Annotated in this window: 22 protein-coding genes; 6 read left to right on the forward strand and 16 right to left on the reverse strand. The window is 65.5% G+C overall.

Annotation, left to right across the window (positions count from 1 at the left end; translation table 11 throughout):
• The first annotated feature begins 22 nt into the window (after positions 1-22).
• Together IQ16_RS30490 and IQ16_RS30495 are read left to right on the forward strand one after the other, a co-directional pair.
• On the forward strand, positions 23-3,427 hold the full coding sequence (locus IQ16_RS30490) for an acyl-[ACP]--phospholipid O-acyltransferase (protein WP_018644006.1): 3,405 nt from the start codon (positions 23-25) through the stop codon (positions 3,425-3,427).
• A gap of 4 nt (positions 3,428-3,431) precedes the next feature.
• Positions 3,432-4,124 (forward strand): esterase/lipase family protein, encoded by a 693-nt coding sequence (locus IQ16_RS30495; protein ID WP_018644005.1) that lies wholly within the window; start codon positions 3,432-3,434, stop codon positions 4,122-4,124.
• Here the strand turns inward: IQ16_RS30495 and IQ16_RS30500 are convergent.
• The 5 genes from IQ16_RS30500 to tcuA form a co-directional block, all read right to left on the reverse strand.
• Positions 4,106-4,672 carry a disulfide bond formation protein B gene (locus tag IQ16_RS30500; protein WP_018644004.1) on the reverse strand — a complete coding sequence of 189 codons (567 nt, stop codon included), beginning with the start codon at positions 4,670-4,672 and terminating at the stop codon, positions 4,106-4,108. The genes IQ16_RS30495 and IQ16_RS30500 overlap by 19 nt on opposite strands.
• Before the next feature lie 11 nt (positions 4,673-4,683).
• On the reverse strand, positions 4,684-4,842 hold the full coding sequence (locus tag IQ16_RS45885) for a DUF5993 family protein (protein WP_018644003.1): 159 nt from the start codon (positions 4,840-4,842) through the stop codon (positions 4,684-4,686).
• Positions 4,843-4,912: 70 nt separating this feature from the next.
• On the reverse strand, positions 4,913-6,019 hold the full coding sequence (tcuB, locus tag IQ16_RS30505; RefSeq protein ID WP_018644002.1) for a tricarballylate utilization 4Fe-4S protein TcuB: 1,107 nt from the start codon (positions 6,017-6,019) through the stop codon (positions 4,913-4,915).
• A 4-nt stretch (positions 6,020-6,023) separates the two neighbouring features.
• A complete protein-coding gene (locus tag IQ16_RS30510; protein WP_018644001.1) occupies positions 6,024-7,052 on the reverse strand; it encodes an alpha/beta hydrolase in 1,029 nt (342 codons plus the stop codon).
• A 30-nt stretch (positions 7,053-7,082) separates the two neighbouring features.
• The gene (gene tcuA / locus IQ16_RS30515) at positions 7,083-8,474 is read right to left on the reverse strand and encodes an FAD-dependent tricarballylate dehydrogenase TcuA (RefSeq protein WP_026312149.1); all 1,392 of its coding nucleotides are present in this window, start codon (positions 8,472-8,474) and stop codon (positions 7,083-7,085) included.
• 159 nt (positions 8,475-8,633) lie between these two features.
• On the opposite strand from tcuA, the gene IQ16_RS30520 reads away from it, so the two are divergent.
• The gene (locus IQ16_RS30520) at positions 8,634-9,317 is read left to right on the forward strand and encodes a GntR family transcriptional regulator (protein ID WP_018643999.1); all 684 of its coding nucleotides are present in this window, start codon (positions 8,634-8,636) and stop codon (positions 9,315-9,317) included.
• A 9-nt stretch (positions 9,318-9,326) separates the two neighbouring features.
• Here IQ16_RS30520 and ybaK read toward each other — a convergent pair whose 3' ends face one another.
• The 10 genes from ybaK to mobB form a co-directional block, all read right to left on the reverse strand.
• Entirely contained in the window at positions 9,327-9,800 is a 474-nt protein-coding gene (gene ybaK, locus IQ16_RS30525; protein ID WP_018643998.1) for a Cys-tRNA(Pro) deacylase, read from the reverse strand.
• A 308-nt stretch (positions 9,801-10,108) separates the two neighbouring features.
• A complete protein-coding gene (gene fdhF, locus IQ16_RS30535) occupies positions 10,109-12,877 on the reverse strand; it encodes a formate dehydrogenase subunit alpha (protein WP_018643997.1) in 2,769 nt (922 codons plus the stop codon).
• Positions 12,874-14,577, reverse strand: coding sequence for an NADH-ubiquinone oxidoreductase-F iron-sulfur binding region domain-containing protein (locus IQ16_RS30540; RefSeq protein WP_018643996.1), 1,704 nt, complete (start codon positions 14,575-14,577; stop codon positions 12,874-12,876). The genes fdhF and IQ16_RS30540 overlap by 4 nt, the downstream gene beginning before the upstream one ends.
• A gap of 284 nt (positions 14,578-14,861) precedes the next feature.
• A complete protein-coding gene (locus IQ16_RS30545; protein WP_018643995.1) occupies positions 14,862-15,143 on the reverse strand; it encodes a hypothetical protein in 282 nt (93 codons plus the stop codon).
• Between the two features lie 88 nt (positions 15,144-15,231).
• Positions 15,232-16,884 (reverse strand): OFA family MFS transporter, encoded by a 1,653-nt coding sequence (locus IQ16_RS30550; RefSeq protein WP_018643994.1) that lies wholly within the window; start codon positions 16,882-16,884, stop codon positions 15,232-15,234.
• A 343-nt stretch (positions 16,885-17,227) separates the two neighbouring features.
• Positions 17,228-19,252: a sensor histidine kinase gene (locus IQ16_RS30555; RefSeq protein ID WP_018643993.1), complete on the reverse strand. Its 2,025-nt coding sequence runs from the start codon at positions 19,250-19,252 to the stop codon at positions 17,228-17,230.
• On the reverse strand, positions 19,245-20,678 hold the full coding sequence (locus IQ16_RS30560; RefSeq protein ID WP_018643992.1) for a sigma-54-dependent transcriptional regulator: 1,434 nt from the start codon (positions 20,676-20,678) through the stop codon (positions 19,245-19,247). Before IQ16_RS30560 ends, IQ16_RS30555 begins: the two co-directional genes overlap by 8 nt.
• A gap of 126 nt (positions 20,679-20,804) precedes the next feature.
• On the reverse strand, positions 20,805-21,038 hold the full coding sequence (locus IQ16_RS30565; protein WP_018643991.1) for a sulfurtransferase TusA family protein: 234 nt from the start codon (positions 21,036-21,038) through the stop codon (positions 20,805-20,807).
• A 43-nt stretch (positions 21,039-21,081) separates the two neighbouring features.
• Entirely contained in the window at positions 21,082-22,338 is a 1,257-nt protein-coding gene (locus tag IQ16_RS30570; RefSeq protein ID WP_018643990.1) for a molybdopterin molybdotransferase MoeA, read from the reverse strand.
• A gap of 9 nt (positions 22,339-22,347) precedes the next feature.
• Complete coding sequence (mobB, locus tag IQ16_RS30575) at positions 22,348-22,875, reverse strand: molybdopterin-guanine dinucleotide biosynthesis protein B (protein WP_018643989.1); 528 nt, start codon at positions 22,873-22,875, stop codon at positions 22,348-22,350.
• Positions 22,876-23,083: 208 nt separating this feature from the next.
• Here mobB and IQ16_RS30580 point away from each other — a divergent pair, with 208 nt between their 5' ends.
• The 3 genes from IQ16_RS30580 to IQ16_RS30590 all read left to right on the forward strand — a co-directional run bounded on the left by IQ16_RS30580 (position 23,084) and on the right by IQ16_RS30590 (position 24,912).
• The gene (locus IQ16_RS30580) at positions 23,084-23,974 is read left to right on the forward strand and encodes a formate dehydrogenase accessory sulfurtransferase FdhD (RefSeq protein ID WP_018643988.1); all 891 of its coding nucleotides are present in this window, start codon (positions 23,084-23,086) and stop codon (positions 23,972-23,974) included.
• Complete coding sequence (gene mobA, locus IQ16_RS30585) at positions 23,955-24,611, forward strand: molybdenum cofactor guanylyltransferase MobA (protein WP_018643987.1); 657 nt, start codon at positions 23,955-23,957, stop codon at positions 24,609-24,611. Before IQ16_RS30580 ends, mobA begins: the two co-directional genes overlap by 20 nt.
• A gap of 79 nt (positions 24,612-24,690) precedes the next feature.
• The gene (locus IQ16_RS30590; RefSeq protein ID WP_018643986.1) at positions 24,691-24,912 is read left to right on the forward strand and encodes a hypothetical protein; all 222 of its coding nucleotides are present in this window, start codon (positions 24,691-24,693) and stop codon (positions 24,910-24,912) included.
• A gap of 31 nt (positions 24,913-24,943) precedes the next feature.
• Here the strand turns inward: IQ16_RS30590 and IQ16_RS30595 are convergent, their stop codons facing one another.
• Positions 24,944-26,008 carry an FAD-dependent monooxygenase gene (locus IQ16_RS30595; protein WP_244635911.1) on the reverse strand — a complete coding sequence of 355 codons (1,065 nt, stop codon included), beginning with the start codon at positions 26,006-26,008 and terminating at the stop codon, positions 24,944-24,946.
• Positions 26,009-26,045: the final 37 nt, after the last annotated feature.

Consider the following 26,045-nt stretch of genomic DNA (forward strand, 5'->3'; position numbering starts at 1 on the left):
CTTTTTCAAAACAGGACTAGTCATGATCAGGGAATTGATGTCGTCACGCCGCTTCGCGCCGCTGTTCTGGGCGCAATTCTTTTCGGCGCTCAATGACAACGTGCTCAAGAACGCACTCGTCATCATCCTGCTTTACAGTGCCGCGACCGGTCACGGCGATGCGCTGGTGACGGTGGCAGGCGCCGTCTTCATCTTCCCCTACTTCATCCTGTCCGGGCTCGGCGGCCAGCTCGCCGACAAATACGTCAAGTCCGTCGTCGCACGGCGGCTCAAATTCGTCGAGATCTTCGCCGCAGGCTTCGCCGCCGCCGGCTTCTTCCTGCATTCGGTGCCGCTGCTGTTCACAGCGCTCGCGCTGTTCGGCACCATCGCCGCGCTGTTCGGCCCTGTGAAATACGCCATGCTGCCGGACCAGCTCGAGCTCGGCGAGCTCGCGACCGGCAACGCGCTGGTCGAAGGCGCGACCTTCATGGCCATTCTGCTCGGCACCGTCGCCGGCGGCCAGTTCGTCGCCGGCTCCACGCATATGGGCTGGGTCGCCTCCGCCGTCGTCGTGCTGGCCCTGCTGTCCTGGGCGTTCGCGTCCCGCATTCCGCAGACAACGCCCTCCGCGCCCGATCTGCCGGTCGATGCCAATCCCTGGACCTCGACGCTCGGCCTGCTCAAGACGCTCTACGCCGACCACCGGCTGTGGGACGGCACCGTGATCGTCTCCTGGTTCTGGCTGGTCGGCGCCATCGTGCTGTCGCTGCTGCCGGCGCTGATCAAGGAGGTGGTCGGTGGCACCGAGGGCGTGGTGACGCTGTGTCTTGCGATCTTCGCGATCGGCATCGCCATAGGCTCGCTGTTTGCCGCAAGCCTGAGCCACGTTCGCCCGAACCTCGCGCTGGTGCCGATCGGCGCCATCATCATGGGGTTTGCCGGCCTCGATCTCGCCTGGGCCATCGGTGTGACCACCAAGGGCCAGGACATCACCGCGGTCGATTTCGCGACCTCGTTCGCGGGGCTGCGCATGCTGGCCGACTTCGTCGCGTTCGCCTTTGGCGGCGGCCTGTTCGTCGTCCCGTCCTTCGCTGCGGTCCAGGCCTGGTCGGAACCTTCCGAGCGCGCCCGCATCATCGCCGCCGGCAACGTGCTCCAGGCCGCCTTCATGGTGGTCGGCTCGCTGTTCGTCGCACTGCTGCAGGCGGGCGGGCTGCATGTCGGCTGGATCTTCTTCGGCCTCGGCGTTGCCAGCTTCGGCGCGGTGTGGTTCGTGCTGACCAAGTGGGGCAAGGAAGGCGTGCGCGATGCCGGCGGACTCTTGTTCCGCGCCCTCTTCCGCACCGAGGTGCGTGGCCTCGAAAACCTGCCGCCTCCGGGCACGCGCATGCTGATCGCGCCCAACCATGTCAGCCTGATCGACGGCCCGATGCTGCACGCGGTGCTGCCGATCGACGCGAGCTTCGCGGTCGATACCGGCATTGCCAAAGCCTGGTGGGCAAAACCGTTCCTGCGCGTGGTCAAGCACTACACCATGGATCCGACCAAGCCGCTCGCCGCCCGCGACCTGATCAAGCTCGTCGCCGCGGGCGAGCCTGTCGTCATCTTCCCGGAAGGACGCATCACGGTCTCCGGCTCGCTGATGAAGGTCTATGACGGCACCGCGATGATCGCGGACAAGGCCGACGCCGTCGTCGTGCCGGTTCGCATCGAAGGGGCGCAGCGCTCGCATCTCAGCTATCTCAACTCTAGCCAGATCAAGCGCTCGTGGTTCCCGCGGGTGACAGTGACGATCCTGCCTCCAGTCAAGCTGCCGGTTGATGCGGCTCTGAAGGGCAAGGCGCGCCGCAATGCCGCCGGCGCCGCGCTCCAGGACGTGATGATCGACGCGATGGTGAAGAACGCCATGCTCGATCACACCCTGTTCGAGGCGCTTGGGCACGCCTATCGCGACCGCGACACCGGCAAGGTGATCATCGAGGACGCGCTCGGCACCAAGCTGACCTATCGCAAGCTGATCCTCGGCGCGCAGGTCCTGAGCCGGAAGCTGGAAGACGGCACCTCCGCCGGCGAGAATGTCGGCGTTCTGCTGCCGAATTCCGCGGGCGTCGCCGTCGTCTTCATGGCGCTGCAAAGCATCGGCCGCGTGCCGGCGATGCTCAACTTCTCCGCCGGTCCGGTCAACGTCCTCGCCGCCATGAAGGCCGCGCAGGTCAAGACCGTGCTGACCTCAAAAGCCTTCATCGAGAAGGGCAAGCTCGACAAGCTGATGGCCGCGATCTCCGCCGAGGCACGCGTAGTCTACCTCGAAGATGTCCGCGCCTCGATCGGCACCGCCGACAAGATCAAGGGCCTGCTCGCGGGCACCGCGCCGCGCGTATCCCGCCAGGCCAACGATCCGGCCGTCGTGCTGTTCACCTCGGGCTCGGAAGGCACGCCCAAGGGCGTGGTGCTGTCCCACCGCAACATCCTCGCCAACGCGGCACAGGCGCTGGCGCGGGTCGATGCCAACGCCAATGACAAGGTGTTCAACGTGCTGCCGGTGTTCCACTCCTTCGGCCTGACCGGCGGAATGATGATGCCGATGCTCGCAGGCATTCCGATCTACATGTACCCCTCCCCGCTGCACTACCGGATCGTGCCGGAGCTGATCTACCAGACCGGCGCCACCATCCTGTTCGGGACTGACACGTTCCTCACCGGCTATGCGCGCTCGGCGCATGCCTACGACTTCCGCACCCTGCGTCTCGTGATCGCCGGCGCCGAGGCGGTCAAGGACCGCACGCGGCAGGTGTTCATGGAGCGCTACGGCATCCGCATCCTCGAAGGCTACGGCGTCACCGAGACAGCGCCGGTGCTGGCGATGAACACGCCAATGGCCAACCGTCCCGGCACTGTCGGCCGCCTCTCGCCGCTGATGGAGAGCCGCCTCGATCCGGTCCCCGGCATCGAGGAAGGCGGACGCCTCTCGGTGCGCGGGCCGAACGTGATGCTCGGCTACCTCAGGGCCGAAAATCCCGGCGTGCTGGAAAAGCTTCCCGAGGGCTGGCACGACACCGGCGACATCGTGGCGATCGACGCCGCCGGTTTCATCACCATCAAGGGCCGCGCCAAGCGCTTTGCCAAGATCGCGGGCGAAATGGTCTCGCTGTCTGCAGTCGAAGCCATCGCGACGGCGCTGTGGCCGCAGGCTGCTTCGGTCGCGGTGTCGATCCCCGATCAGCGCAAGGGCGAGCGCATCGTGCTGCTGACGACGGAGAAGAACGCCGAGCGCAGCGCGATGCAGGGCCAGGCCAAGACGATCGGCGCCTCCGAGCTGACCGTTCCCGCGACGATCATGGTGGTCGACAAGGTGCCGCTGCTCGGCACCGGCAAGACCGACTATGTCACGGCAACCGCCATGGCCCGCGAGCAGGCATCCGCACCGGACCGCGAGGTGGCGTAAACGAATGCACGAGGCGCCTCAATCAGGCGACGCGCGATGCCCCGGAGTGGTTCTGCTTCACGGCATCGCGCGGACCTCGGCATCCCTGGCCAAGCTGGAACGGGCGCTCCAGGCGAGCGGGTTCACGACACTCAACATCGACTATCCCAGCCGCAGCAAGCCGATCGCCGCCATCACGGACGACATTCATCCGGCGATCGCCCGTTTCGCCGAACGTGACGCACCGCTGCATTTCGTCGCGCATTCAATGGGCGGCCTCGTCGCGCGCGCTTATATCGCAAGACACCGCCCGGCCCGGCTTGGCCGCGTCGTGATGCTGGGCACGCCGAACAGCGGCAGCGAGGTCGCCGACCTCCTGCGGGGATTTCCGCCCTACCGCGCATTCTACGGGCCAGCCGGCCTCGAGCTCACCACCACGCCTGCGACCGTGCCGAGTGCCCTCCCCGCCATCGACTATCCGGTCGGCGTGATCGCCGGAACCCGCTTCATCGATCCCGTCGCCGGCCTCTTCGTTCTGCCGAAACCCAATGACGGACGGGTGTCGGTGCAGAGCACGATGCTGGCCGGCATGACCGACCATGTCGTCGTGAAGGCGTCCCACACCGGGCTTCCACGTCATACCGCCGCGATCGAACAGACGATCGCCTTCCTGCGCGACGGCCGCTTCCGCGCCGCCTCTCACTTGAGCAGGAGATAGCGGACCGGGTTGTCGTCGCACTGACCTGCGCCGCACTCCAGCACGGTCGACAGAAGATTTGCGGCAACCAGCAATGCGAAGATTGCAAAGACCGCGTTCGACGCGAACCCGGTCATGGGTGCATCTCCCTCTCGCTTGCCGGTCGCATCCTTCAGGACAAACACCAGCGCGACATAGCACACGACGCCCACAGCCGCGATGAGCGCCCAGGTGTAGAAATGCAGGCCCCACAACGCCGAGCCATATCCGGGATCGCCGGGCGCCAGATGCAGCGAGACCTGCCGCATCGCGATGAAGCCGGTGACGAGGCTGGCCATGAGGATCATCGCATAGTGCGACGGACGCTCACCGAGGCGCAGGTTGAACAGGAAGCCCATGCCGATTGCGATGAACCCGGCCCGTTGCAGCAGGCAGAGCGGGCAAGGCAATTCGCCGAGCGCAAGCTGGTAGGAGAACGCGACCATCAGGATCGATGAGATCCCGAGCAGGCCAAGCATGTTCAGCATCGCGCCGACTGATCGTTGCTTGCTCGTATCAACGATGCTCATCTCTGGCACCGTCAGAAAGAGAATTTCAGCGGATCAGTGGCATGGTGGAAGAACCAGGCGACTGTGACGACGAGTGTTGCGCTCCAGAGCGCGTAGCTCAGTCCCGCGCGCGAACGCCAGACGCTCGCGCAACCCGCGAGCGCCAGCAGGAATGGCAAAAACATATACATGAGCGCGGGCTCACCAGGCAATTCGCGCTGTGCGCGAGCCGGGAAGACATACGTCAGCCCAGTACGTCCCTCAAGAGCCGGCCTCGCCGCGGCGCTCCTGCGCATAGCGCACCAAAGCCACGAAGCGGTAGATGCCGTGCACGAACTTGCCGTAGGGCATGGTGATGAACAATGCGAACACCGCGCCGAGATGCAACGCGAGCAGCGGCCCCATGGCAGAAGTCTCGCGCAGGATCAGCAGCAGCATGCCGGTGAGCCCGGTCAGGAACAGCATGGCGATGAAGCCGATGTCCATGCCGTAGCGGTTTTCGTCGAGCAACGCCGGATCGCGGCGCGTCCTGGCCGCGAACAGGCCGATCGGCCCGATGATCAGGCCGATGCCGCCCAGCGTACCGAGCACGACCGGCAGGTCCCACCACGGATACGGCGCCTCGCGCCCGAACAGATAGTGATAGAGCGTCGCGACCGAGGTCGCGGCAAAGCACAGCAGGAAGCCGTAGAAGGTCAGGTGGTGATACAGCTTGCGCCGGTCCGTCGGCTTGTCGTCCTCGTTGTAGCAGCCGACGCCGCCGCCATGGAGATAACGCAGCTCGCCGGCGTCGCGGATCGCCTGGAAGATCGATCCGCCGTCGGCGCGGCCACCGACGGCCGGACCGATGTCGCGCCAGAACGCGCGCACGCTCATGACGAGGGCCAGGATGGCGTAGAGGAAGGCGGCGCTGAACAGCGCAGCCATCGCATTGTGCGGCATGAGCTTGTAGAACGCGCCCGGCCCTGTGTGGACGCCGAACAGCACGCTGCGGTCATTCAGCGCGGCGAAGCCGAGGATGAAGGCCGCCATGCTGAGCGCGGCGATGATGCTGATGACGAGGCCGTTGCGCGCGAACGCGCCGGACAGCGCCTGCGGCCAGGCATAGGCCGCATAGGATTCCGCGCGCGCGACCGCCAGCGTCTTCGGAACATTGACGTTGAACTCGTGCGGCGGCGAAAACTGGCAGTCGACATAGCAGGCGCCGCAGGAATGGCAGAGATTGGCGAGGTAGTTGAGATCGCCGTCGGAGAAGGCGCGCCGCATCTCCATGGCGGGAAATACCGCGCAAAGTCCCTCGCAGTACCGGCAGGAATTGCAGACCGTCATCAGACGGTCGGCCTCGTCGAGGATTCGGGTTCCGTGCATGGCTTTACTTCGTCAGGCCCTTCGCCTCGAGCCATTTCTGGATCAGGCCCGCGACCTCGAGGTTGTTCTTGTCCATCATCACCATATGCGAATTGCCCTTGATGCCGGCCTGCGGGAGATCGACGATGTCGACGCTGCCGCCGGCCGCCTTGATGGCGTCCGCGAAGGCGATGCCGTTGGCGCGGATCTTGGGCCAGCGGGCATCGCGCTCGATATAGTCGCCATAGATGATGAGGGTTGGAATATTCTTCAGCACATCCGCCTTGGCGATATCGCCGATGCCGGCCGGCTCGATTGCGATCAGCGCCTTGACCTTGTCTGGCCGTGCCTGCGCCACCTTGAAGCCGAAGCTGCCCGCCTGGCTGTGGAACAGGATCACTGTGGGGCCGACGCGATCGATCTCGGCGATATAGGCGGCGACGGTCGCATCGTCAGTCGTGGTCCAGCGCGGCACGTTCTGCTTGACGAAGTTCTCGTAGCCCTCGACCGGAAACTGGTTGCCCGGAAGCACCTTCCGCTTGGCCGGATCGGGATCGTAGGAGTTTGGGCCATCGCCGATGCGGAAGCGCTCGAACGGATTGGCCGTGGTGAGGAAGACCGGCTCGCTCTTGAAGATGTCAGGATATTGCGCCCAGCCTGCGCGTCCGCGCTCCACCGCATCGGAATTATAGACCGCCCAGCCCTTGCGCAGAAAGTAGTTCAGCCAGCCTTCGCGGCCGTCGGGCGTGGTCTCGTAGGTGACGCCGGTCAGTCCGCCGCCGTGCCACATCAGCAGCGGATAAGCCCCCTTCTCGGTGGCCGGCAGGAAATACTGCACGTACATCTGCTCGACCTGATAGGTGCCATTGGGATCGACCTTGGCCGGCACGCCGCCGGGCGTGAACATGACCTCCTTCACCGGCTTGCCGGAGATTTCGACCAGACGCCCGCCGACATGGAACGAGCCCATGTCGCGCAAGGTGATGGGCTCGGCGGCATGGGCGTGGCCGGCGATCAGCAGCGCCGTGATCGAGGCAATGGCAATGCGCGACATGGTTTCTCCCTCTGGCTTTCTTCTTGATCCCTAGTTCTTGGCGTGGCGTGCCGCTTCCCGCCCCGCGATGCGTCCGAACACGCTGCCGATGGTCATGCCCATGCCGGCCGCATAGCCCTTGCCGAGCACATTGCCCGCCATGATCTCGCCGGCCGCGAACATGTTGGCGGACGGCTTGCCGTCGGCCATCAGCATCCGCGCCTCCTTGTTCACCCGCGTGCCGAGATAGGTGAAGGTGATGCCGGGCCGCACCGGATAGGCGAGATAAGGCGGCGTCTCGATTTTGCGCGCCCAGTGCGTCTTGGGTGGCGTGATGCCCTCGGTCACGCAGTCATCCAGGATCGTGTGGTCGAAGGTGCCGGGGCGCACCGCGGCGTTGAACTCGGTGAGGGTCTTTTCCAGCGCGGCCGGATCGAGCTCGAGCTTGCCGGCAAGCTCGGCGACGGTCTGCCCGGCGATCGGCGGGAACAGCGTCGGCATGAAGCTGGTCACGACGGTGGAGTCGAAGATGATATAGGCGATCTGGTCGGGCTGGGCCGCGACCAGCCGGCCCCATATCGCGTAGCGCTTCGGCCAGATGTCCTCGCCCTCGTCATAGAAGCGCTGGGCGTGCTTGTTGACGACGATGCCGAACACGACGGAGTCGTGGCGCGTGATGATGCCGCCGTCGAATTTCGGCGCGCGGGCGTCGATCGCGACCGCATGGCACTGCGTGGGATCGCCGACCTCCTGCACGCCCTTGTCGAGCAGCATCTTCAGGATCGAGCCGCGATTATAGGGCGTGCCGCGGATCAGGAAATTGTCGGCGGCCTCGCCCCAGTATTGCTTCAGCCATTCGATGTTGGCCTCGAAGCCGCCGGCTGCGGCGACCAGCGAGGTCGCGCGGATCTCGGTTTCGCCCTTGACCGGCCGCTTGAGACGCGCGGCGAGGAACATGCCGCCCTCGATCACGAGATCGGTGACCTCGGCGTCGTATTCGACATCGACGCCGAGCCGTTCGGCGGTGAGATACAGCGCGTTGAGCATCGCCCGGCCGCCGCCGAGGAAGAAGGAGTTGGTGCGGCCGAGGCTCAGCGTGCCGCCAAGCGAGGGCTGCCAGCGCACGCCCTGCTCCACGATCCAGTTCAGGATGTCCTTGGACTCCCGGATCATGTGGCGCGCGAGTTCCTCGTCGGTCTGCCCGCCAGTGACACGCAGCAGATCCTCCCAGAACTCCTCCTCGGTGTAGGGGCCGGTCAGAATTTCGGTCGCCGCGTCATGGGCGCAGCGCATGTTGCGGGTGTGGCGCGTGTTGCCGCCGCGGTAGAACTTTGGCGCGCCTTCGAGCACGAGCACCGAGGCGCCGCCGCGGCGGGCGCTGATCGCCGCGCACAGTGCCGCGTTGCCGCCGCCGATCACCAGCACGTCGTATTTGCTGCCCATGCCGTCTGCCCGATGCGACGAAGTTGGAGACATTCTGCCCGCCGGTCGGCACGGATCTACCGGCCCGCCATTGCGTACTTTTGTATACAAAGATATACAGAAATGGCGCAAGCGACATCTCTGCATGGGCAGGATGCGCTTGGCGGCAGACGAGGATGCATGGCCAGACGCCCGGCAAAGACAGGCGGATCAATCGGGCGCGGCGGCGGCGTGGCGCTCGGGGAAGCCGTGTTCCGCTCGCTGTGCGAGGCGCTGCAGGCCGGCAACTACCGGGCCGGCGACCGCCTGCGCGAGGAGGAGGTCGCCCAGCGGCTGAAGGTCAGCCGCACGCCGGTGCGGGAAGCGCTGGGCCGGCTCGCCGCGCGCGGCTTCGTCGAGCCCGCCGGCGGCCGCGGCCTGATCGTGCGCAACCTCGACATCTCGGAGGTGCTCGAGCTCTACGCCATGCGCGAGATCATGGAAGGCGCCGCCGCGCGCCTCGCCGCCGGGCATGCCTCGGCCACGGAGATCGAGGCGCTCAGGGATATCGAGCAGGCCTTTGTCGAGGCGTCGGCGACGGACGCCGCCGAGATGGCGCGGCTCAACCGCGCCTTCCACGAGGCCATCTGCCGCGCCGCGCGCAACCGCTATCTCGACAACGCTTCGCGGGAATTGCAGGACTGGATCGCCCTGCTCGGTCCGACCACCTTCACAGTGACCGGACGCCCCTCAACCAGCCATGGCGAGCATCAGGCCATCATCGACGCGATCGCCGCGCGCGACGGCGACAAGGCCGAACGACTGGCGCGCGCGCATATCCGGGAAGCGCTGCGCTGCCGGCTGAAATTGTTACAGAAGCAGTAGGCGAGGCGCCTACGCGAGCACATCCGCGACGACCGCCCTCAGGACATCCCTGACGTCGCCGGGCTTCAGCCGCACCTGCAAGCCGCGCTGGCCGCCATTGAGATAAACGAGGTCATGCAAGAGCGCGCTCTGCTCGATCACGGTGCGCACGGGCTTGCGCTGCCCGAACGGGCTGATGCCGCCGACCTTGAAACCGGTGACGCGTTCGGCCTCCGGCGGCTTCATCATCTGCGCCGACTTGCCGCTCGCGGCAGCGGCGAGCTTCTTCATCGAGACCTCCTGGTCGGACGGGACGATCACGCAGACCGCCTTGCCATCGACCAGCGCCATCAGCGTCTTCAGGACACGCGCCGGGTTCTCCCCGAGCGCGGCCGCCGCCTGGAGGCCGATACTTTCGGCGTCGGGATCGTAGTCGTAGGTGTGAACGGTGAAGGCAACGCGGGCGGCTTCAAGCGCGCGTGTGGCTGGGGTAACTTTGGACATGCGCCACGTTTATCACCGTCATTGCGAGGAGCGAAGCGGCGAAGCAATCCGGAATCCCGCCGTGGAGGCAGCCTGGATTGCTTCGCTTCGCTCGCAATGACGGTGTGGGCAAAGATGCGCACGACACCCTCGGTGTCGTCCCGGCGAAGGCCGGGACCCATAACCCCAGGGAGCAGTTTGGCGAAGACTCGTGGTGCGCGGTACTACGACCGATCCCGATCGAGAGATCACGCGGTATGGGTCCCGGCGTTCGCCGGGACGACATCGCATGTTTGGAAGGCCTTATGCCCCCAAACGACGGCCGCCCCCTACTCCGCCGCGTCCCGCATCTCCGCGCGCTCGGCGCGCGCCGCGCAGAACTTGAACTCCGGGATCTTGCCGAACGGATCGAGCGCGGGATTGGTGAGCAGGTTCGCGGCCGCCTCTGCGTAGCAGAACGGCATGAACACCATGTTCTCCGGCACGTCGCGATCGGAGCGGACCTTGACCTCGACGGCGCCGCGACGGGTCTCGAGGCGAATGAAATCGCCCGGCGCGAGCTTCTTCTTGCGCATGTCCTTCGGGCTCATGAAGGCCACGGCCTCCGGCTCGATCTGGTCGAGCACCTGGGCGCGACGCGTCATCGAGCCGGTGTGCCAGTGCTCCAGCACGCGGCCGGTCGACAGCACCATCGGATATTCGGCGTCGGGCAGCTCGTCCGGCGGGACGACCTTCGCCGGCACGATCTTGCCGCGTCCGCTCGCGGTCGGGAATCCCGTGGTGAAGATGATCTCATTGCCGGGCTTGTTCGGATCGTCGGCTGGATAGGTGACGGCGCCTTCGCGCACCAGCCGCTCCCAGCTGATGTTCTTCAGCGACGGCATCAGCTCCGCCATCTCTGTATAGACGTCACCGGGGCCGGCGTAATTCCAGGGCAGGCCCATGCGCTTGCCGATCTCCTGGATGATCCAGAGGTCCTGGCGCGCATCGCCCGGCGGCTTGATCACCTGGCGCGCGAGCTGCACGCGGCGGTCAGTGTTGGTGAAGGAGCCGTCCTTCTCCGCAAACGCCGAGGCTGGCAGGATCACGTCGGCGTGGAACGCGGTCTCGGTGACGAAGAGATCCTGCACCACGAGATGATCGAGCATGGCAAGGGCGTGGCGTGCGTGCTGCAGGTCAGGATCGGACATCGCGGGGTTCTCGCCCTCGATATACATGCCCTTGATCTCACCGGCATGGATCGCGTTCATGATCTCGACCACGGTCAGGCCGCGCACGGGATCGAGATCCTGCTGCCACAGCTTCTCGAAGCTGCCGCGCAGGTCGTCGCGACCGACCGGCTGGTAATCCGGCAGGAACATCGGGATCAGGCCGGCATCGGAGGCACCCTGCACGTTGTTCTGACCGCGCAGCGGATGCAGGCCGGTGCCGGGACGGCCGACCTGGCCGGTGATCAGCGCCAGCGCGATCAGGCAGCGCGCATTGTCGGTGCCGTGGACGTGCTGGCTGATGCCCATGCCCCAGAAGATGATCGAGGATTTTGCACGCGCATAAGTGCGCGCGACCTCACGGAGCGTCTGGGCCGGGATGCCGCAGATCGCTTCCATCTTCTCCGGCGTGAATTCCTTGATCTTCTCCTTGAGGTCGTCAAAACCCTCGGTGTAGCCGGCGATGTACTGGTCGTCGGTCAGGCCCTCGGTGATGATCGTGTTGATCATCGCGTTCAGCATCGCGACGTCGGAGCCGGGCTTGAACTGAAGATGCCTGGTCGCATGACGCGACAGCGACTGCCGGCGCGGATCCATCACGAACAGCTTGGCGCCGTTCTGCTTGACCGCGTTCTTGATGAAGGTCGCGGCGACCGGATGGTTCACGGTCGGGTTGGCGCCGATCACGATGATGACTTCGGCATCCATCGCGGCGGAGAACGGCGCCGATACCGCACCCGAGCTCAGGCCTTCGAACAGCGCCGCGACCGACGAAGCGTGGCACAGGCGAGTGCAATGGTCGACGTTGTTGGAGCCGAAACCGGTGCGTACCAGCTTCTGGAACAGATAGGCCTCTTCATTCGAGCCCTTGGCCGAGCCGAAGCCGGCCAGCGCCTTCACACCCTTCTCGTCACGGATCTTGACGAGGCCCTTGGCGGCGATGTCGAGCGCCTCTTCCCAGCTCGCTTCACGGAAATGCGTGAAGGGATTGGCCGGGTCGACCTGATCGTTAGCGTCCTTCTTCGCATTCGGCAGCCGCACCAGCGGTTTTGTAAGGCGATGCGGATGGTGGATATAGTCGAAGCCGAAGCGGCCCTTGACGCAGAGTCGGTTGTGATTGGCGGGGCCGTCACGGCCTTCCGCATAGATCACCTTCTCGTCCTTGACCTCGTAGGTCACCTGGCAGCCGACGCCGCAGAACGGGCAGAGCGAATCGACCTTCTTGTCCGCGTAAGTCACGCGGGTCTGCTTGTCGTCGAGCATCACGGCCGGCATCAACGCGCCGGTCGGACAGGCCTGCACGCATTCGCCGCAGGCGACGCAGGTGGACTCGCCCATGGGATCGTCGAAGTCGAACACGATCTTCGAGCCATGGTTGCGGTAGGCCATGCCGATGACGTCGTTGACCTGGACCTCGCGGCAGGCGCGCACGCACAGGCCGCACTGGATGCAGGCATCGAGATTGACGCGCATCGCCGGATGGCTGGCATCGGTCTCCCAGCGCTCGGCGGCGGGGAAACGGCTCTCGGTGACGCCCGTGGTCTCGGCCCAGTGCCAGAACTTGGAATCCGGATCGTGCGATGTCTCACGCGCCGGCTGGTCGGCGACGAGCAGCTCCATCACCATCTTCTGCGCAGCAGTCGCGCGGGCGCTCTCGGTCTTCACCTTCATGCCGACGGACGGCGTGCGCTTGCAGGACGCAGCCAGCACGCGCTCGCCCTCGATCTCGACCATGCAGGCGCGGCAATTGCCGTCGGGCCGATAGTCGGGCGCCGGCGAATAGCACAGATGCGGGATGTCGCGGCCCTGGCGTTTGGCGACCTGCCAGATCGTCTCGCCGGGTTTGGCCTCGACCTGCTTGCCGTCGAGCTCGAACGTAATCTTGGTCATTCGGCCGCTTCCTTGAACTCGTCAGGGAAATATTTGATCACGGAAGACAGCGGATTCGATGCCGCCTGTCCGAGCCCGCAGATCGAGGCATCGCGCATCGCCTGGCTCAATTCTTCCAGCAAGGCACGGTTCCAGACCGGCTTCTGCATCAGCAGCGCCGCCTTCTGTGTTCCGACACGGCACGGCGTGCACTGGCCGCAGCTCTCGTCCTCGAAGAACTTCATCAGGTTCAGTGCGGCAGCGCGCACACTGTCCTTCTGCGACAGGATGACGATCGCGGCCGAGCCGATGAAGCAGCCGTATTTCTCCAGCGTGCCGAAATCGAGCGGGATGTCGTCCATCGATGCCGGCAGGATGCCGCCCGAGGCGCCGCCAGGGAGATAGGCGTAGAACTGATGGCCGTCGGCCATGCCGCCGCAATATTCGTCGATCAGCTCGCGCACGGTGATGCCGGCTGGTGCCAGCTTCATGCCGGGATTCTTGACGCGGCCCGAGACCGAGAAGCTGCGCAGGCCGTGACGCTCATGGCGGCCGTGGCCCTTCCACCAGTCGGCGCCCTTCTCGACGATGTCGCGCACCCACCACAGCGTCTCGATGTTGTTGATCAACGTCGGCAGGCCGAACAGGCCGACCTGGAACGGGTAAGGCGGCTTGTGCCGGGGCAGGCCGCGCTTGCCCTCGATGCTTTCAAGCAGCGAGGATTCCTCGCCGCAGATGTAAGCACCGGCGCCGCGGCGCATGTGCAGCGTCGGACCGCCGGCGGGAAGCTTTGCGATCTCGCGCTCCAGAATCTCGCGCGAGGCCGGGTATTCGTCGCGCAGATAGATGTAGACGTCGGAGGCCTGCACCACATGCGCGCCGATCAGCATGCCCTCGATGAAGCGATGCGGATCGGTCTCGAGATAATAGCGGTCCTTGAACGTGCCGGGCTCGCCCTCGTCGCCGTTGATCGCCATCAGCCGCGGACCGGGCTCGCCCAGCACCGCACGCCATTTGCGCCCCGTCGGGAAGCCGGCGCCGCCGAGGCCGCGCAGCGAAGCATCGTCGAGCGACTTCAGGAGATCGTCCTTCGACAGCTCGCCCGAGCGCAGGCGACCCAGCAGCTTGTAGCCCCCGCCGGCAACATAGGCGTCGTAGTCGATATAATCAGGCAGATGCGCGTGAGTGTCGCCGGCCTTCGCGGCCGCCGTCACGTTGGCGACGGTCGCATGGTCGACGAAGTTGTGGCCGACTTCCGCAGCAGGCGCGGTATCGCAGCGCCCGACGCAGGGTGCGCGCACGACGCGGATGCCGGGGCCGGAAGCGCTCTGCAGATCCTCGAGCAGCTTCTCGCCGCCGAGCATGGCGCAGGTCAGCGAATCGCAAACGCGGATCGTCAGCGGCGGAATATCAGGCTCGCCCTCCTTCACCACGTCGAAATGCGCGTAGAAGGTCGCAGTCTCGAACACTTCGGCGAAGGCGAGCTTCATCTCGTCGGCGAGCGCGGCGAGATGCGCGGCCGAGATCTGATGGTACTTGTCCTGGACCAGGTGCAGATATTCGATCAGGAGATCGCGCCGCCGCGGCCGATCGCCGAGCAACTGCTCGATCTCATGCGCGGCGGTCGGATCGACCTGCCGCCCCTTGGGCGTGGCCTTGGCTCGCTTCCGTCCCTCGCCCGGATGCTCGAACGAGCGGACCTCATGCACGTCGTGGCTCATCGATTCGTCTCGATCTCGTCTTTTAGAACGGCTCCAGTTCTAGCTTCTGGCATGCCAGATGCCAAGCGAATTATCATGCTCGCGGAAGCAGTTAAGCGCAGCTCAAGGGCAACCCTGGATCGCTGCCCGGACACGGCCTTGCGTTCGTCCAACGCGCCAACTGATCAAACGAAGCCTGAATTGGTCTGGAGATCAATAAAGGCTTCCTATGCTGCGATAGCGAAATCGTATCGAGCTCCCGCGCCGAGGCTACAGGTGACCCTGCATGCCCCGATGCCGATGGGTCAGCTTTTGCCCATGCACTCCTCGATATAGAACCAGCGATCGTCGCCCGCGAGGCCCTTGGCCTTCACGTCCTTGCGGCACTCCTTGAGCTTCGGCTTGTTGGCGCTCCACTTGGCCTTCATGTCCTTGAGCTTCTGCACGGTCAGCTTGATCTTGCCGGGCTTGGCCTCGGTCGCGGCAGGCGGCGTGACGGCCGGTGCCGCGGCGGTCTGTGCGGATGCGGATTGCAGGGCGCCGGCGACGAGCAGCATGGCGGCGGCACAAGCGAGTTTACGAACCATCGAATTCCCCCAGGGGTCATTTTGAAACAAGCGAAACGAGCGGCGGGAGCGCCCTCATGGTGCGCTCCCGCTCGCGATGAATGGGCGATCAGAAGATCTTGACCGCGCTCTCCAGCGTCTTCCAGACGCCCCACGCCAAGGGGACACCGACGAAGGCCCAGAACAGCGCCGCCTTGGCGTCGAGCCCGCCAAAGCCGATGCCGTAGGAGCCGTGCGGCCCCGCAGCTGCAGCACTGGCACTCGCCGCCTGCAACTTGGCGACATCGGCGTCCTTCATGTGCCACTTCGAATCGACCGGCTTGACCAGGTAGTTGCAGATCAGGCCCGCGATCAGCATCGCACACAGGATGTACATCGTCGTGTTGTAGAGCTGGTCGCGCGGCACGCCGGCCGCGAGCTGGAACTCGCGGATGTAGTTGACCACGACTGGGCCGATGATGCCCGCGGTCGACCACGCCGTCAGCAGCCGGCCGTGGATGGCGCCGACGAACTGGGTACCGAACATGTCGGCCAGATAGGCCGGCACCGTGGCGAAGCCACCGCCATACATCGACAGGATGATGCCGAAGCCGAGCACGAACAGGAGCTTCGAGCCCATCGCCGCAAAGGTCGGCGCCAGTGCGTAGAGCACGATGCCGAGGATGAAGAAGGTATAGTAGGTGTTCTTCCGCCCGATCTTGTCAGACAGCGACGCCCAGAAGAAGCGGCCGCCGATGTTGAACAGCGACAGCAATCCGGCGAAGCCGGCGGCGATCGCCGCGATCTGCGCCTTCTGTCCGGCATCGAGCGCGTTGAAACCGACGTCCGGCAGGCCGATCAGCTTGCCGCCGAAGATCTCCTGGAGCATCGGCGAGGCCATGCCGATCACGCCGATACCCGCCGACACGTTCAGGCACAGCACCCACCAGATCAGCCAGAACTGCGGGGTCTTGTGCGCGTCGTTGAGATGGACGTTGTTCTTCGAGATCATCGCGTTGGCCTTGACCGGCGGGGTCCAGCCCTCGGGCTGCCAGCCGGGCGGCGGCAGGCGATAGCGGAATGCGCCGATCATCATGAACACGAAGTAGATGACGCCCATCGCGACGAAGGTCTCCCAGACGCCGACGGAGGTCGGGGTCTTGAAGTAGTTCATCAGCAGGTTCGCCAGCGGCGCGCCGATCATGGCGCCGCCGCCAAAGCCCATGATGGCCATGCCGGTCGCCATGCCGCGGCGGTCCGGGAACCACTTCACCAGCGTCGACACCGGCGAGATGTAGCCAAGGCCGAGGCCGACGCCGCCGATCACGCCCGACCCCAGCCACAACAGCCACAGCTGATGGGTGTAGACGCCGATCGCACCGAGGAAGAGCCCGCCGCACCAGCACAGCGCCGAGACGAAGCCGGCCTTGCGCGGTCCCACGCGTTCGAGCCAGCCGCCCCAGACCGCGGCCGCGATACCGAGCAGCACGAAGAACAGCGTGTACATCCAGCCCATGCTGGCGACCTTCCAGTCGCAGCTGGTCGTGAACAGCTCCTGCAACAGCGAAATGTCACCGCAGGTCTTCGGCGCGGTCACGCCGATCGCGCGCGACAGCGGCAGCCAGAACACCGAGAAGCCGTAGGCCATGCCGATGCAGAGATGGATGCACAGCGCCGCCGGCGGCACCAGCCAGCGATTGAAGCCGGCGGTCGCGATCGTGCGTTCACGATCGAGGAAGCCGGAGGCACCAACAGGTGCAAGAACGGTATCGGCAGTTGTCATAAGCATTACCTCCAAAGCGTGGCCTTACCGGCGCATCGGTTTGAGACCGGTCGCACGCGTGCTTGGCAGCCGCGCATGACCGGTCGAACTTCATGCCGAAGTGGAATCATCTGGTGCGCATCTCGTCATGTGCACCGAGCAAGCAGCTGATCGCGGGTGATGTCCCTTCGCCTCGCAAGCAGCGTTGCAGTGACGGCTATCGCGCCCTCATCCCCCTCAACACCCTGTCTTGGAGTGAGCAACGCGCGTGCCAGATATCGCGCCATGACGAATCAATGACTTCCCGCAGCGCAATGTGCTGCGCGGGACAAAATGTCCTGAAATCCTCGGACAAAATGTCCAATCAGGTCGCCTCGGGCAGCCACACCGTGAATGTACTCCCGGAACCGACGCGGCTCTCCGCCGTGATCTGTCCGCCCTGGCGCTTGATGAGCGTCTGGCTGATGGAGAGGCCCAGCCCGGTGCCCTGCCGCCGTTTCGTCGTGTAGAAGGGATCGAAGATCTTCTCGACCACCTCGGTGCTCATGCCGATGCCGGTGTCGGCGACCTCGATGGCGACGCCTTGATGACCGTCGCGCTCGGCATCGAAGGCGCGGAGCGTCAGGGTTCCGCCATCCGGCATGGCGTGGATCGCATTGACGATCAGATTGACCAGCACCTGCTGCAGCTCATTGCGGTTCATCAGCACCAGCCGGCTGGCGCGGTCGTCCCTGAGGACGGCGATATCGGTCTTGTTCAGGAGATGCTGCACCAGCGGCAGACAGTCCGAAATGATGCTTGCCGGCGCATGGCGCTCAACATAGCCGGCATATTCCTCCGGCCTTGCGAACTGCAACAGCTTGGTCACGATCTGGCTGATGCGGTGAATCTGCTCGTCGAGCAGGCGGAACTCGACCTTCGCCTTGTCGGCATCGGGCCCGAACACGCTGCGGATGACGTCGAGATTGCCCTGCATCACCGCGATCGGATTGTTGATCTCGTGTGCGACACCCGCGGTGATCTCGCCGATCGCAGCCAGCTTCTCCGACATGATGAGCTGCTTGGTGGTTGTCTCGAGCTTGAGATTGGCGTGCTCGAGGTCCCGGGTCCGCTCCCGCACGCGGACGTTCAGTTCCTCGTTCCATTCCCGGAGCTGCCGGTCACGTTCCTGGATCTGGTCGAGCAGGCTGTCGAGATGAACCGCGACGCGGCCGATCTCGTCACCCGAGACAGGCATCTTGGTGCGGGCGGAGAGGTTCCCCCGCTCCACCTCGCCAATCGTCGCGGTGACGCGCTCCAGCGGCATGAAGATCGAGCTCGCCCAGCGCAGAAAGATCGGGACGGTCGCGGCCGTGATCGCGATGAACGCCGCGATGACGATCACCAACGTCTGGTATTTGGCTTCGCTGAAAGGCTTTTCCAGAAAGCCGACATAGAGCATGCCGACGCGCTTGCCATAACTGTCGACCAGCGGCTCGTAGGCGGAGATGTACCAGTCATTGACCACAAAGGCACTGTCGAGCCAGGTGCGTCCCTCGCCCAGCACGGCCGAGCGTACCGCAGCCGAAACGCGCGTGCCGAGCGCGCGCCGTCCCTCGAACAGGCGGACGTTGGTCGAGATCCGCACGTCCTCCAGGAACAGCGTCGCGGTGCCCTGGCTGCCCTCCGGCAGGCTCGCCGCGCGATAGACGAGGCCGTTGATCGTGTCGATGAATTCGAGATTCTGGTTGAGCAGCGTGCCGCCGACCAGCGCCGCGGCGCCGCCGTCGGGCAGCATCGCGCGGCTCGCCGCATGCACGACCATGCCGCGCGTCTCCGTGCTGCGGTCGGTCGGCACCGCGTTCGGCGTCGGCACGAGGTCCAGGCGCGCGCGCTCGGCCAGGGTCGGCGAGATCGCGGCGAGCTCGTCATTGGAAAAAATGTCGATGCCCGTCGCCGGAACCTGACCCGACAGCGCCGACATGATGATCGGCCAGTCATTTCTCGGCTGATGCTGCAACGGCGGCGATGAGGCCAGGATGTCGCCGCGGCCGTTGGTCAGATACAGGAAGTCGAGACCGATTTCCTTGCGAGTCTCGTCGAGCAGATCGCGCAGGGAGCCGCGCGCATCCGGCGCCAGCACCTCGTGGAAGCGGGCCGACAGGCCGAGCGCCCGGAGCTGGACGCCGGTCTTTTCAAGGATGCGGGCGAGATATTGGTGGGCGATGGTGAGATCGCCGTTCACCTTGGAGATCAAGGTCGCGTCGAATTTTGCGTTCCAGCGATAGATCGCAACGCCAAGCAAGAGCGGCAGGATGACCAGCATCGGCAACAACGCGATCGCGAGCAGCCGGAAGCGCACGGAGCGTCCCCGCACGGGCTCGTCGCTGCGACCGGCCGCATCAGACATCCCACAACGCGCATTTGCGGTCGATGGTCTTGCGCGAGATACCGAGCCGCCGCGCCGCCTCCTCGCGATTGCCATTGACCTCTTTCAAGACGCCGAGGATGTGACGGCGCTCGAGCTCCGCGAGACTGTCGGCGGGCGCCGACTGGCCGTCGTTGCGGGGACCGGCGAAGTCGTCAGGGAAAGCGCCGAGAATCAGTGTGCGCTCGATCAAATTGCGCAGCTCGCGCACATTGCCTGGCCAGTCATAGCTTGCGAGCGCCGCACGCACCGAAGCGTCGATCGGGACCGGCGGCATGCCGAGCTGGGTCGACAGCTTGCTCATGAAGATGGCGGCGAGCTCCTGCACGTCGTCGCCGCGATCCCTCAGGAGCGGCAGGTGGATCTGCATCACGTTGAGGCGGTAGAACAGATCGGCTCGAAAGCGGCCCTTCTCGACCTCCTTCTGAAGCTCGGCATTGGTTGCGAAGATGAAACGCAGGTCGACCGGAACCTCGCGCTCGGAGCCGACGGGGCGGACGCGGCGGTCCTCGAGCACGCGGAGCAGCTTGCTCTGCATCGGCAGCGGCAGCTCGCCAATCTCGTCGAGGAACAGCGTGCCGCCATGCGCATACAGGAACAGGCCTTCGCGCCCGGAATCGGCGCCGGTAAAGGCGCCCTTGATGTGTCCGAACAGCTCTGCCTCGATCATCTCGGGCGGGATCGCCGCGCAATTCACGGGCACGAAGGGCTTGTCGGCGCGGTCGGACAGCGAGTGGATCGAGCGCGCTGCGACTTCCTTGCCGGTGCCGGATTCGCCGGTCAGGAGAACCGAGGTCGGCAGGCGCGCAACGCGTGCGATGGTCTCACGCACGCGCAGCGTCGGCGCCGACTGTCCGATCAGGTTGTCGCGCAGGAAGGTGCGGTCGGACGAGGCGCGCAAAGCGTACCGCAGGACATAGTTCTCGCGCTGGAGGCGGACACGGTCGAGGCATCGCGCCACCGCGTTGAGGATCTGGTTGGAGCGGAACGGCTTGAGCACGAAATCGGCCGCGCCGGCGCGCAGGGCCTGGATCGCGGTGTCGAGGTCGGCATAGGCGGTGATCAGGATCGCGTCGGCGAAAAAGCCGACAGCGCGCTGCTCTGCGAGCCAATCGACGCCATTCTTGCCCGGCATGATGTTGTCGAGAATGACGACGTCGTAGCGGTTGGAATCGAGCTTGCGCGAGGCCTGATCCGTGTCGGCCGCCTCGTCCACCAGCTTGCAGCGCGGCGCAAGCGTGCGCGACAGGAAATTGCGCATGCCCGGCTCATCGTCGACGATCAGGATGGAGGCCTGCGCCAGTGCACTGAACTCGGGACCTGTGGCCGTCTTGCCGAGCTTGACGGCAGGCTCGCGGGCCGCCGCGGAACCTGCAGCTGCGCTTGCCTTCGATGTTGAGAGATTCATGCCCGACGTCTTAGGTTTGAGATCATCCACCGCAACAACCGGGCCTTTTCGCATTGCAGCGAAGCTCCGGCCGTTCCCCAGGGCGCGCAGCATAGTCAAGCGTTGCAGCCGTGAACATTCGCCTTTCTACGGGCCGTCGCTCTTTTCGACCAGGAACACGATGCGCGCCTCGTTGCGCTCGGTGATCTCGACCTTGTCGCCGGTCTCGCGGATCAGGTTGGGGATGTCGATCACCGAGAGGGGATCGGTGCAGTGGACCTCGAGCTGGTCCCCTGCCTTGAGCGGCTTGAGCGCCTTGCGGGTCTTGAGGGCCGGTAGCGGGCATTTCAGCCCGGTGAGATCGAGAGTCGTCCTGGTCATCGCGGCAACATGGCGGGGCGGGCCGGCGGCGTCAACGCGGACATCAGATCAGGCCGGCGTAGGGCAGGAAGCCGACGCTCTGCCCGGGCTCGACGCCCGTGACGGCTTCACCGAGCTCGACCAGGCCGTCGGTCTCGACCAGCGACGACAGCAGTCCGGCGCCCTCGCGCGGGAACTTGGTTACCTCGAGCGCACCGTCCTGCCCCTTGCGGAGGAAGACGCGGACATATTCGCGCCGGCCTTCCTTCTTCCTGTAGGTAAACGCAGCCCGCACCGGGATCGGCACCAGCGGCTCCGGGAGGGCACCCGCCAGCGCCAGGACCGTCGGCCGCACCACATGGACGAAGGTGACGAAGCTCGCGACGGGATTGCCGGGCAGGCCAATCAGCGGCGTGCCGCCGATGATGCCCATCGCCACGGGACGGCCCGGCTTGATCGCCATCCGCCACAGCACCAGCGAGCCGACGCTCTCGACCGCCGCCTTGACGTGGTCCTCCTCGCCGGTCGAGACGCCGCCGGTGGTGAGAATCAAATCATGCGCGCCTGCTACCTCCTTCAGGCCGCTCGCAAGCGACGTTCGCTCGTCGCGCAAAATGCCGAGATCGCTGACCTCGCAACCGAGCCGGCGCAGCATTGCCATCAGCATGAAGCGATTTGAATCGAACAGCTGCGAGGTCGCGCGCGGCTCGCCCGGCGAAGCCAGCTCGTCGCCGGTCGAGAACACCGCGACACGGATGCGCCTGACCACATCGAGCCTGACAAGGCCGAACGCCGCGGCAAGCGCGATATGCTGCGGCCGCAAGCGCTGGCCGGCGCGCAGCGCAACCTGTCCCTTCGGAATGTCCTCGCCGGCGGGGCGGACATTCGCGCCCGGCTTCAGCCCCGGCGGCAGCACGATCCGGCCGGAATCGTCGATGCGGACATCCTCCTGCATGAAGACGGTTTCGGCGCCCAGTGGCATCGGCGCGCCCGTGAAGATTCGCGCGGTGTGGCCGGGCTTGATCGGTGCCTGCGCAAGACCACCGGCCTGGATGCGGCCATGAAGCGGGAATGCCTGCTCCGCAGCTTGCGGAAGGTCGGCGTTGCGCACGGCATAACCGTCGACCGCAGAGTTGGTGAACGGCGGCAGCGGCAAGGGCGCTGCAATATCGCGCGCCAGCACGCGCCCGTCCGCATCGACGAGCGCCACGGTTTCCAGATCGACAATCGCGTTGACGCGCGCCGTGATCAGGCCAACGGCCTCGTCGACCGACATCATCGGTCCGCCGAAGGCAAAGCAATCGTCCGATAGTTGCGCCATGGTGCCTCGTCAGCGTGTCGCGGCGCTTCTTGCCACCGCTTCCTCGACCGGCATCGCCGCACGCAGCAGCAGCGCGGCCACAGCGGGGATATCATCGAGATGGACGGTCGGCAGCCGGGTTTCAATGGCGGTGTCGGTCGCGATGCCGGCAATCCCGGGATCGTCGGGAAACAGCAGCGGCTTGCCATTGGCGGCGCGGTGCACCTCGATCTTGCGATGCGGCTCGCGCTTGAATCCCTCGACCACGACGAGATCGACGGCGGAGAGCTTGCTCAATAATTCCGGCAGCCGCGGCTCCGCCGCGCCGCGCAATTCATGCATCAAGGCCCAGCGGTTCGACGAGGCCACCAGCACCTCGGCCGCGCCCGCCTCGCGATGCCGCCAGGAATCCTTGCCGGGCACGTCGACATCGAACTGGTGATGCGCATGCTTGATGACGGAGACGCGCAGGCCTTGCGCGTTGAAATGCGGGATCAGCCGCGTCAACAGCGTGGTCTTTCCCGCACCGCTCCAGCCTGCAAGGCCGATGACTTTCATAATCCTTCGATCTCCGCCAACGGCTCGCCAGCCGATGGAACCACAGCCTCTCCCCGTCATTGCGAGCGCAGCGAAGCAATCCAGACTGTCTCCGCGGATGCATTTCTGGATTGCTTCGCTCCGCTCGCAATGACGAGCGGAGGCATTTCACCCATTCCCAGCCATGCTTATATCGGCTTGAGCGGAATGTCATGCTAACGTCGCGGCCATGATGAAGATCGACAAAGCCCCGGTGCCCCTGATCGTCCCCAATCCGGACGACCCGCGCCTGACCCAGAGCGTGGCCGGCACCGACCAGACCGGCGCCAGGGTCGAGATCAAGGTGCCGATGGAGCGGCCGCTGACGCTCTACCTGAACGCCCAGGAGATCGTCACCATGATGACGATCGGCGACTATCCGGAATATCTGGCGCTCGGCTACCTGCTGAACCAGAACATGCTGAAATATAATGACGTGGTCACCGAGGTCGAATACGACGACGATCTCCAGGTGGTGGTGGTGCGCACCGAGCACCACACCAATTTCGAGGCCAAGCTGAAGAAGCGCACGCAGACCTCGGGCTGCGCGCAAGGTACCGCCTTCGGCGATCTGCTCGAAGCCGTTGAGAGCGTCGCGCTGCCGAAGGCGGAGCTGCGCACCTCCTGGCTCTACCAGATGACGCAGACCATCAACACCATGCCCTCGCTGTACCTCGAGGCCGGCGCGATCCACGGCTGCGTGCTGTGCAAGGAGGGCACGCCGCTCTGCTACACCGAGGACGTCGGCCGGCACAACGCCGTCGACAAGATCGCCGGCTGGATCTACCGCCACGGCGTCGACCCCTCCGACAAGATCCTCTACACCACCGGGCGGCTCACCTCGGAGATGGTGATCAAGACCGTGCGGATGGGCATTCCGATCCTGGTGTCGCGCTCCGGCTTCACCGCCTGGGGCGTCGATCTCGCAAGGCAGGTCGGGCTGACGCTGGTCGGACGCACGCGCGGAAAGCGCTTCATCGCGCTCGCGGGCGAGGAGCGCATCGTCTACGACCAGAACCTCGCTTACGTCGAGGAGGAATCGGCGAAACACAAGCGCAAGGGTGAAGGTGGTGACGACTGAAATTCCCGCCACGAGTGTTCCGCCGGCCGTTGGCGTGCTGCTCGCCGGTGGCCTCGCGCGGCGCATGGGCGGTGGCGACAAGCCCATGCGCACGATCGGCGGCCGCACCATTTTGGAGCGCGTGATCGCGCGCCTGAAACCTCAATGCAGCGGGCTGATCCTCAACGCGAACGGCGATCCCGCGCGTTTCGCAACCTTCGGCCTGCAGGTCGTCGCCGACGACGTGCCCGGCTATCCCGGGCCGCTGGCCGGGATCCTCGCCGCACTCGACTGGACGGCGGCGAACCGGCCGGAGGTCGCATGGGTGCTCAGCGCCGCCGGCGACTGCCCGTTCCTGCCGCGCGATCTGGTCGCACGCCTGCACGAAGCCCGAAGCCGAGAGAACGCGCAGCTCGTGGTCGCCGCTTCAGGCGAGCAGTCGCATCCGGTGATCGGCTTGTGGCGTGTTGCCTTGCGCGACGAGCTGCGTCACGCATTGGTCGTCGAGGACCTCCGCAAGATCGATCGCTGGACCGCGCGCTATCCGCTCGCGACGGTGACCTGGCCGGCCGAGCCGCTCGATCCGTTCTTCAACGCCAACACGGTCGAGGACATCGCCGAGGCCGAACGGCTGGCGGCGCTGGATGACACGTCCTAGGGCTCTGCTTTGAGTCCATGGCCGTGAACCGGACCGCGCACAGGGACGACCAATGATGGGTACGTTGCCCGGATGAGCCATGGCCGTCTCTCTCTTGGAAGTCATATTCGACGTTGTCGATTTCGCCATCGATGTTTCGGAAACGATCGATCGCACGAAACGGCTGAGCAAGCCTGACATCGTCGAGGTGCCGCCGGACCCGAAGCCGCTGTCGCCTGCCGCGCAGCGTGCACTTGCCGAAGCCGAGGAACGTGAGCGCCAACGCGATCAGGCCGCCAGCGGCACCGACCAGGCGTCGTAGCCGTAGACCCAGCTCGTATCGGTCCTGTCCTTCAGCCAGATGTTGGCGCGCGAGGTTCCTGCACCCGCGTGGTCCGCCCTTTCCGCGTCGCCTCGAAGCGGCGGAATGCGTCGGCAACACCGTCGCGATCGACACCGGCGAGACAGCGTGAAAGAACGGCCGCGTCCTCGATCGCCATGGCCGCGCCCTGCGCCATATAGGGCGTCATGGGATGGCAGGCATCGCCGAGCAGCGTGACCTTGCCGTCGGCCCAGCGATCGAGCGCCTCGCGGTCCATGATCGCCCATTTGTGCACGTCGGGGCACGCCGCGAGCACCTGACCGACCTGCGGGTGGAAGCCTTCGAAGGAGGCACGCAGATCGCGCACGTCGCCCTTCGCCGACCATGACTCGATGCGGAAATCCGGCTCGGGCTGGCTGGTGACGAGATAGACCTCGCTACGATCCGGCTTGACGTAGTAGATCACGATGTGGCGGTCCTCGCCCCACCACTTCGTGCAGTCGTCGATCTTCTTCCCTCCGAGCAGAGCGGCCGGATAGGTGGTGCGGTAGGCGATGCGACCGGTAAACCTGGCCGGCGCGGTGTCGAACAGGATGTCGCGCACCGTCGAATGCACGCCGTCCGCGCCGACCACGGCATCGGCAACGGCGCTGGTGTCGTCCGCAAAGGTCAGCCGGACGCCATCCCCGGTGTCATCCAGACCGGCCAGCTTGTGGCTCAGCCTCACGACTTCGCGCGGCACCACGCTCGCGAGTGCCGCGTGCAGATCGCCGCGATGAGCCAGCAGATAGGGCGCGCCGAACTTCTCTTCCGCGCTCTCACCAAAAATCATGTCGAACTTGATGTCGCCGCTCTTCCAGTCGCGATTGTTCCAGGACCGCGGATAGAAGGAGTGCTCGCGCATCCGCGCCTCGAGCCCGAGCGCGCGCAGCACCTTCATGGCGTTACAGCCGATCTGGATGCCGGTGCCGATGCGGGCGAATTTGGAGGCCTGCTCGTAGATCATGACGTTGACACCGGCGCGTCTCAGCGCCGCGGCGGTCGCAAGCCCGCCCATGCCGGCACCGACGATCGCAACCGAAAGCGGCCTTGCCATCGCGTCCCCCACCCTGTCGCGCGGCTTGCATGCCGCG

This window comes from Bradyrhizobium huanghuaihaiense, from assembly GCF_007830635.1.
Taxonomy (GTDB): Bacteria; Pseudomonadota; Alphaproteobacteria; order Rhizobiales; family Xanthobacteraceae; genus Bradyrhizobium; species Bradyrhizobium huanghuaihaiense.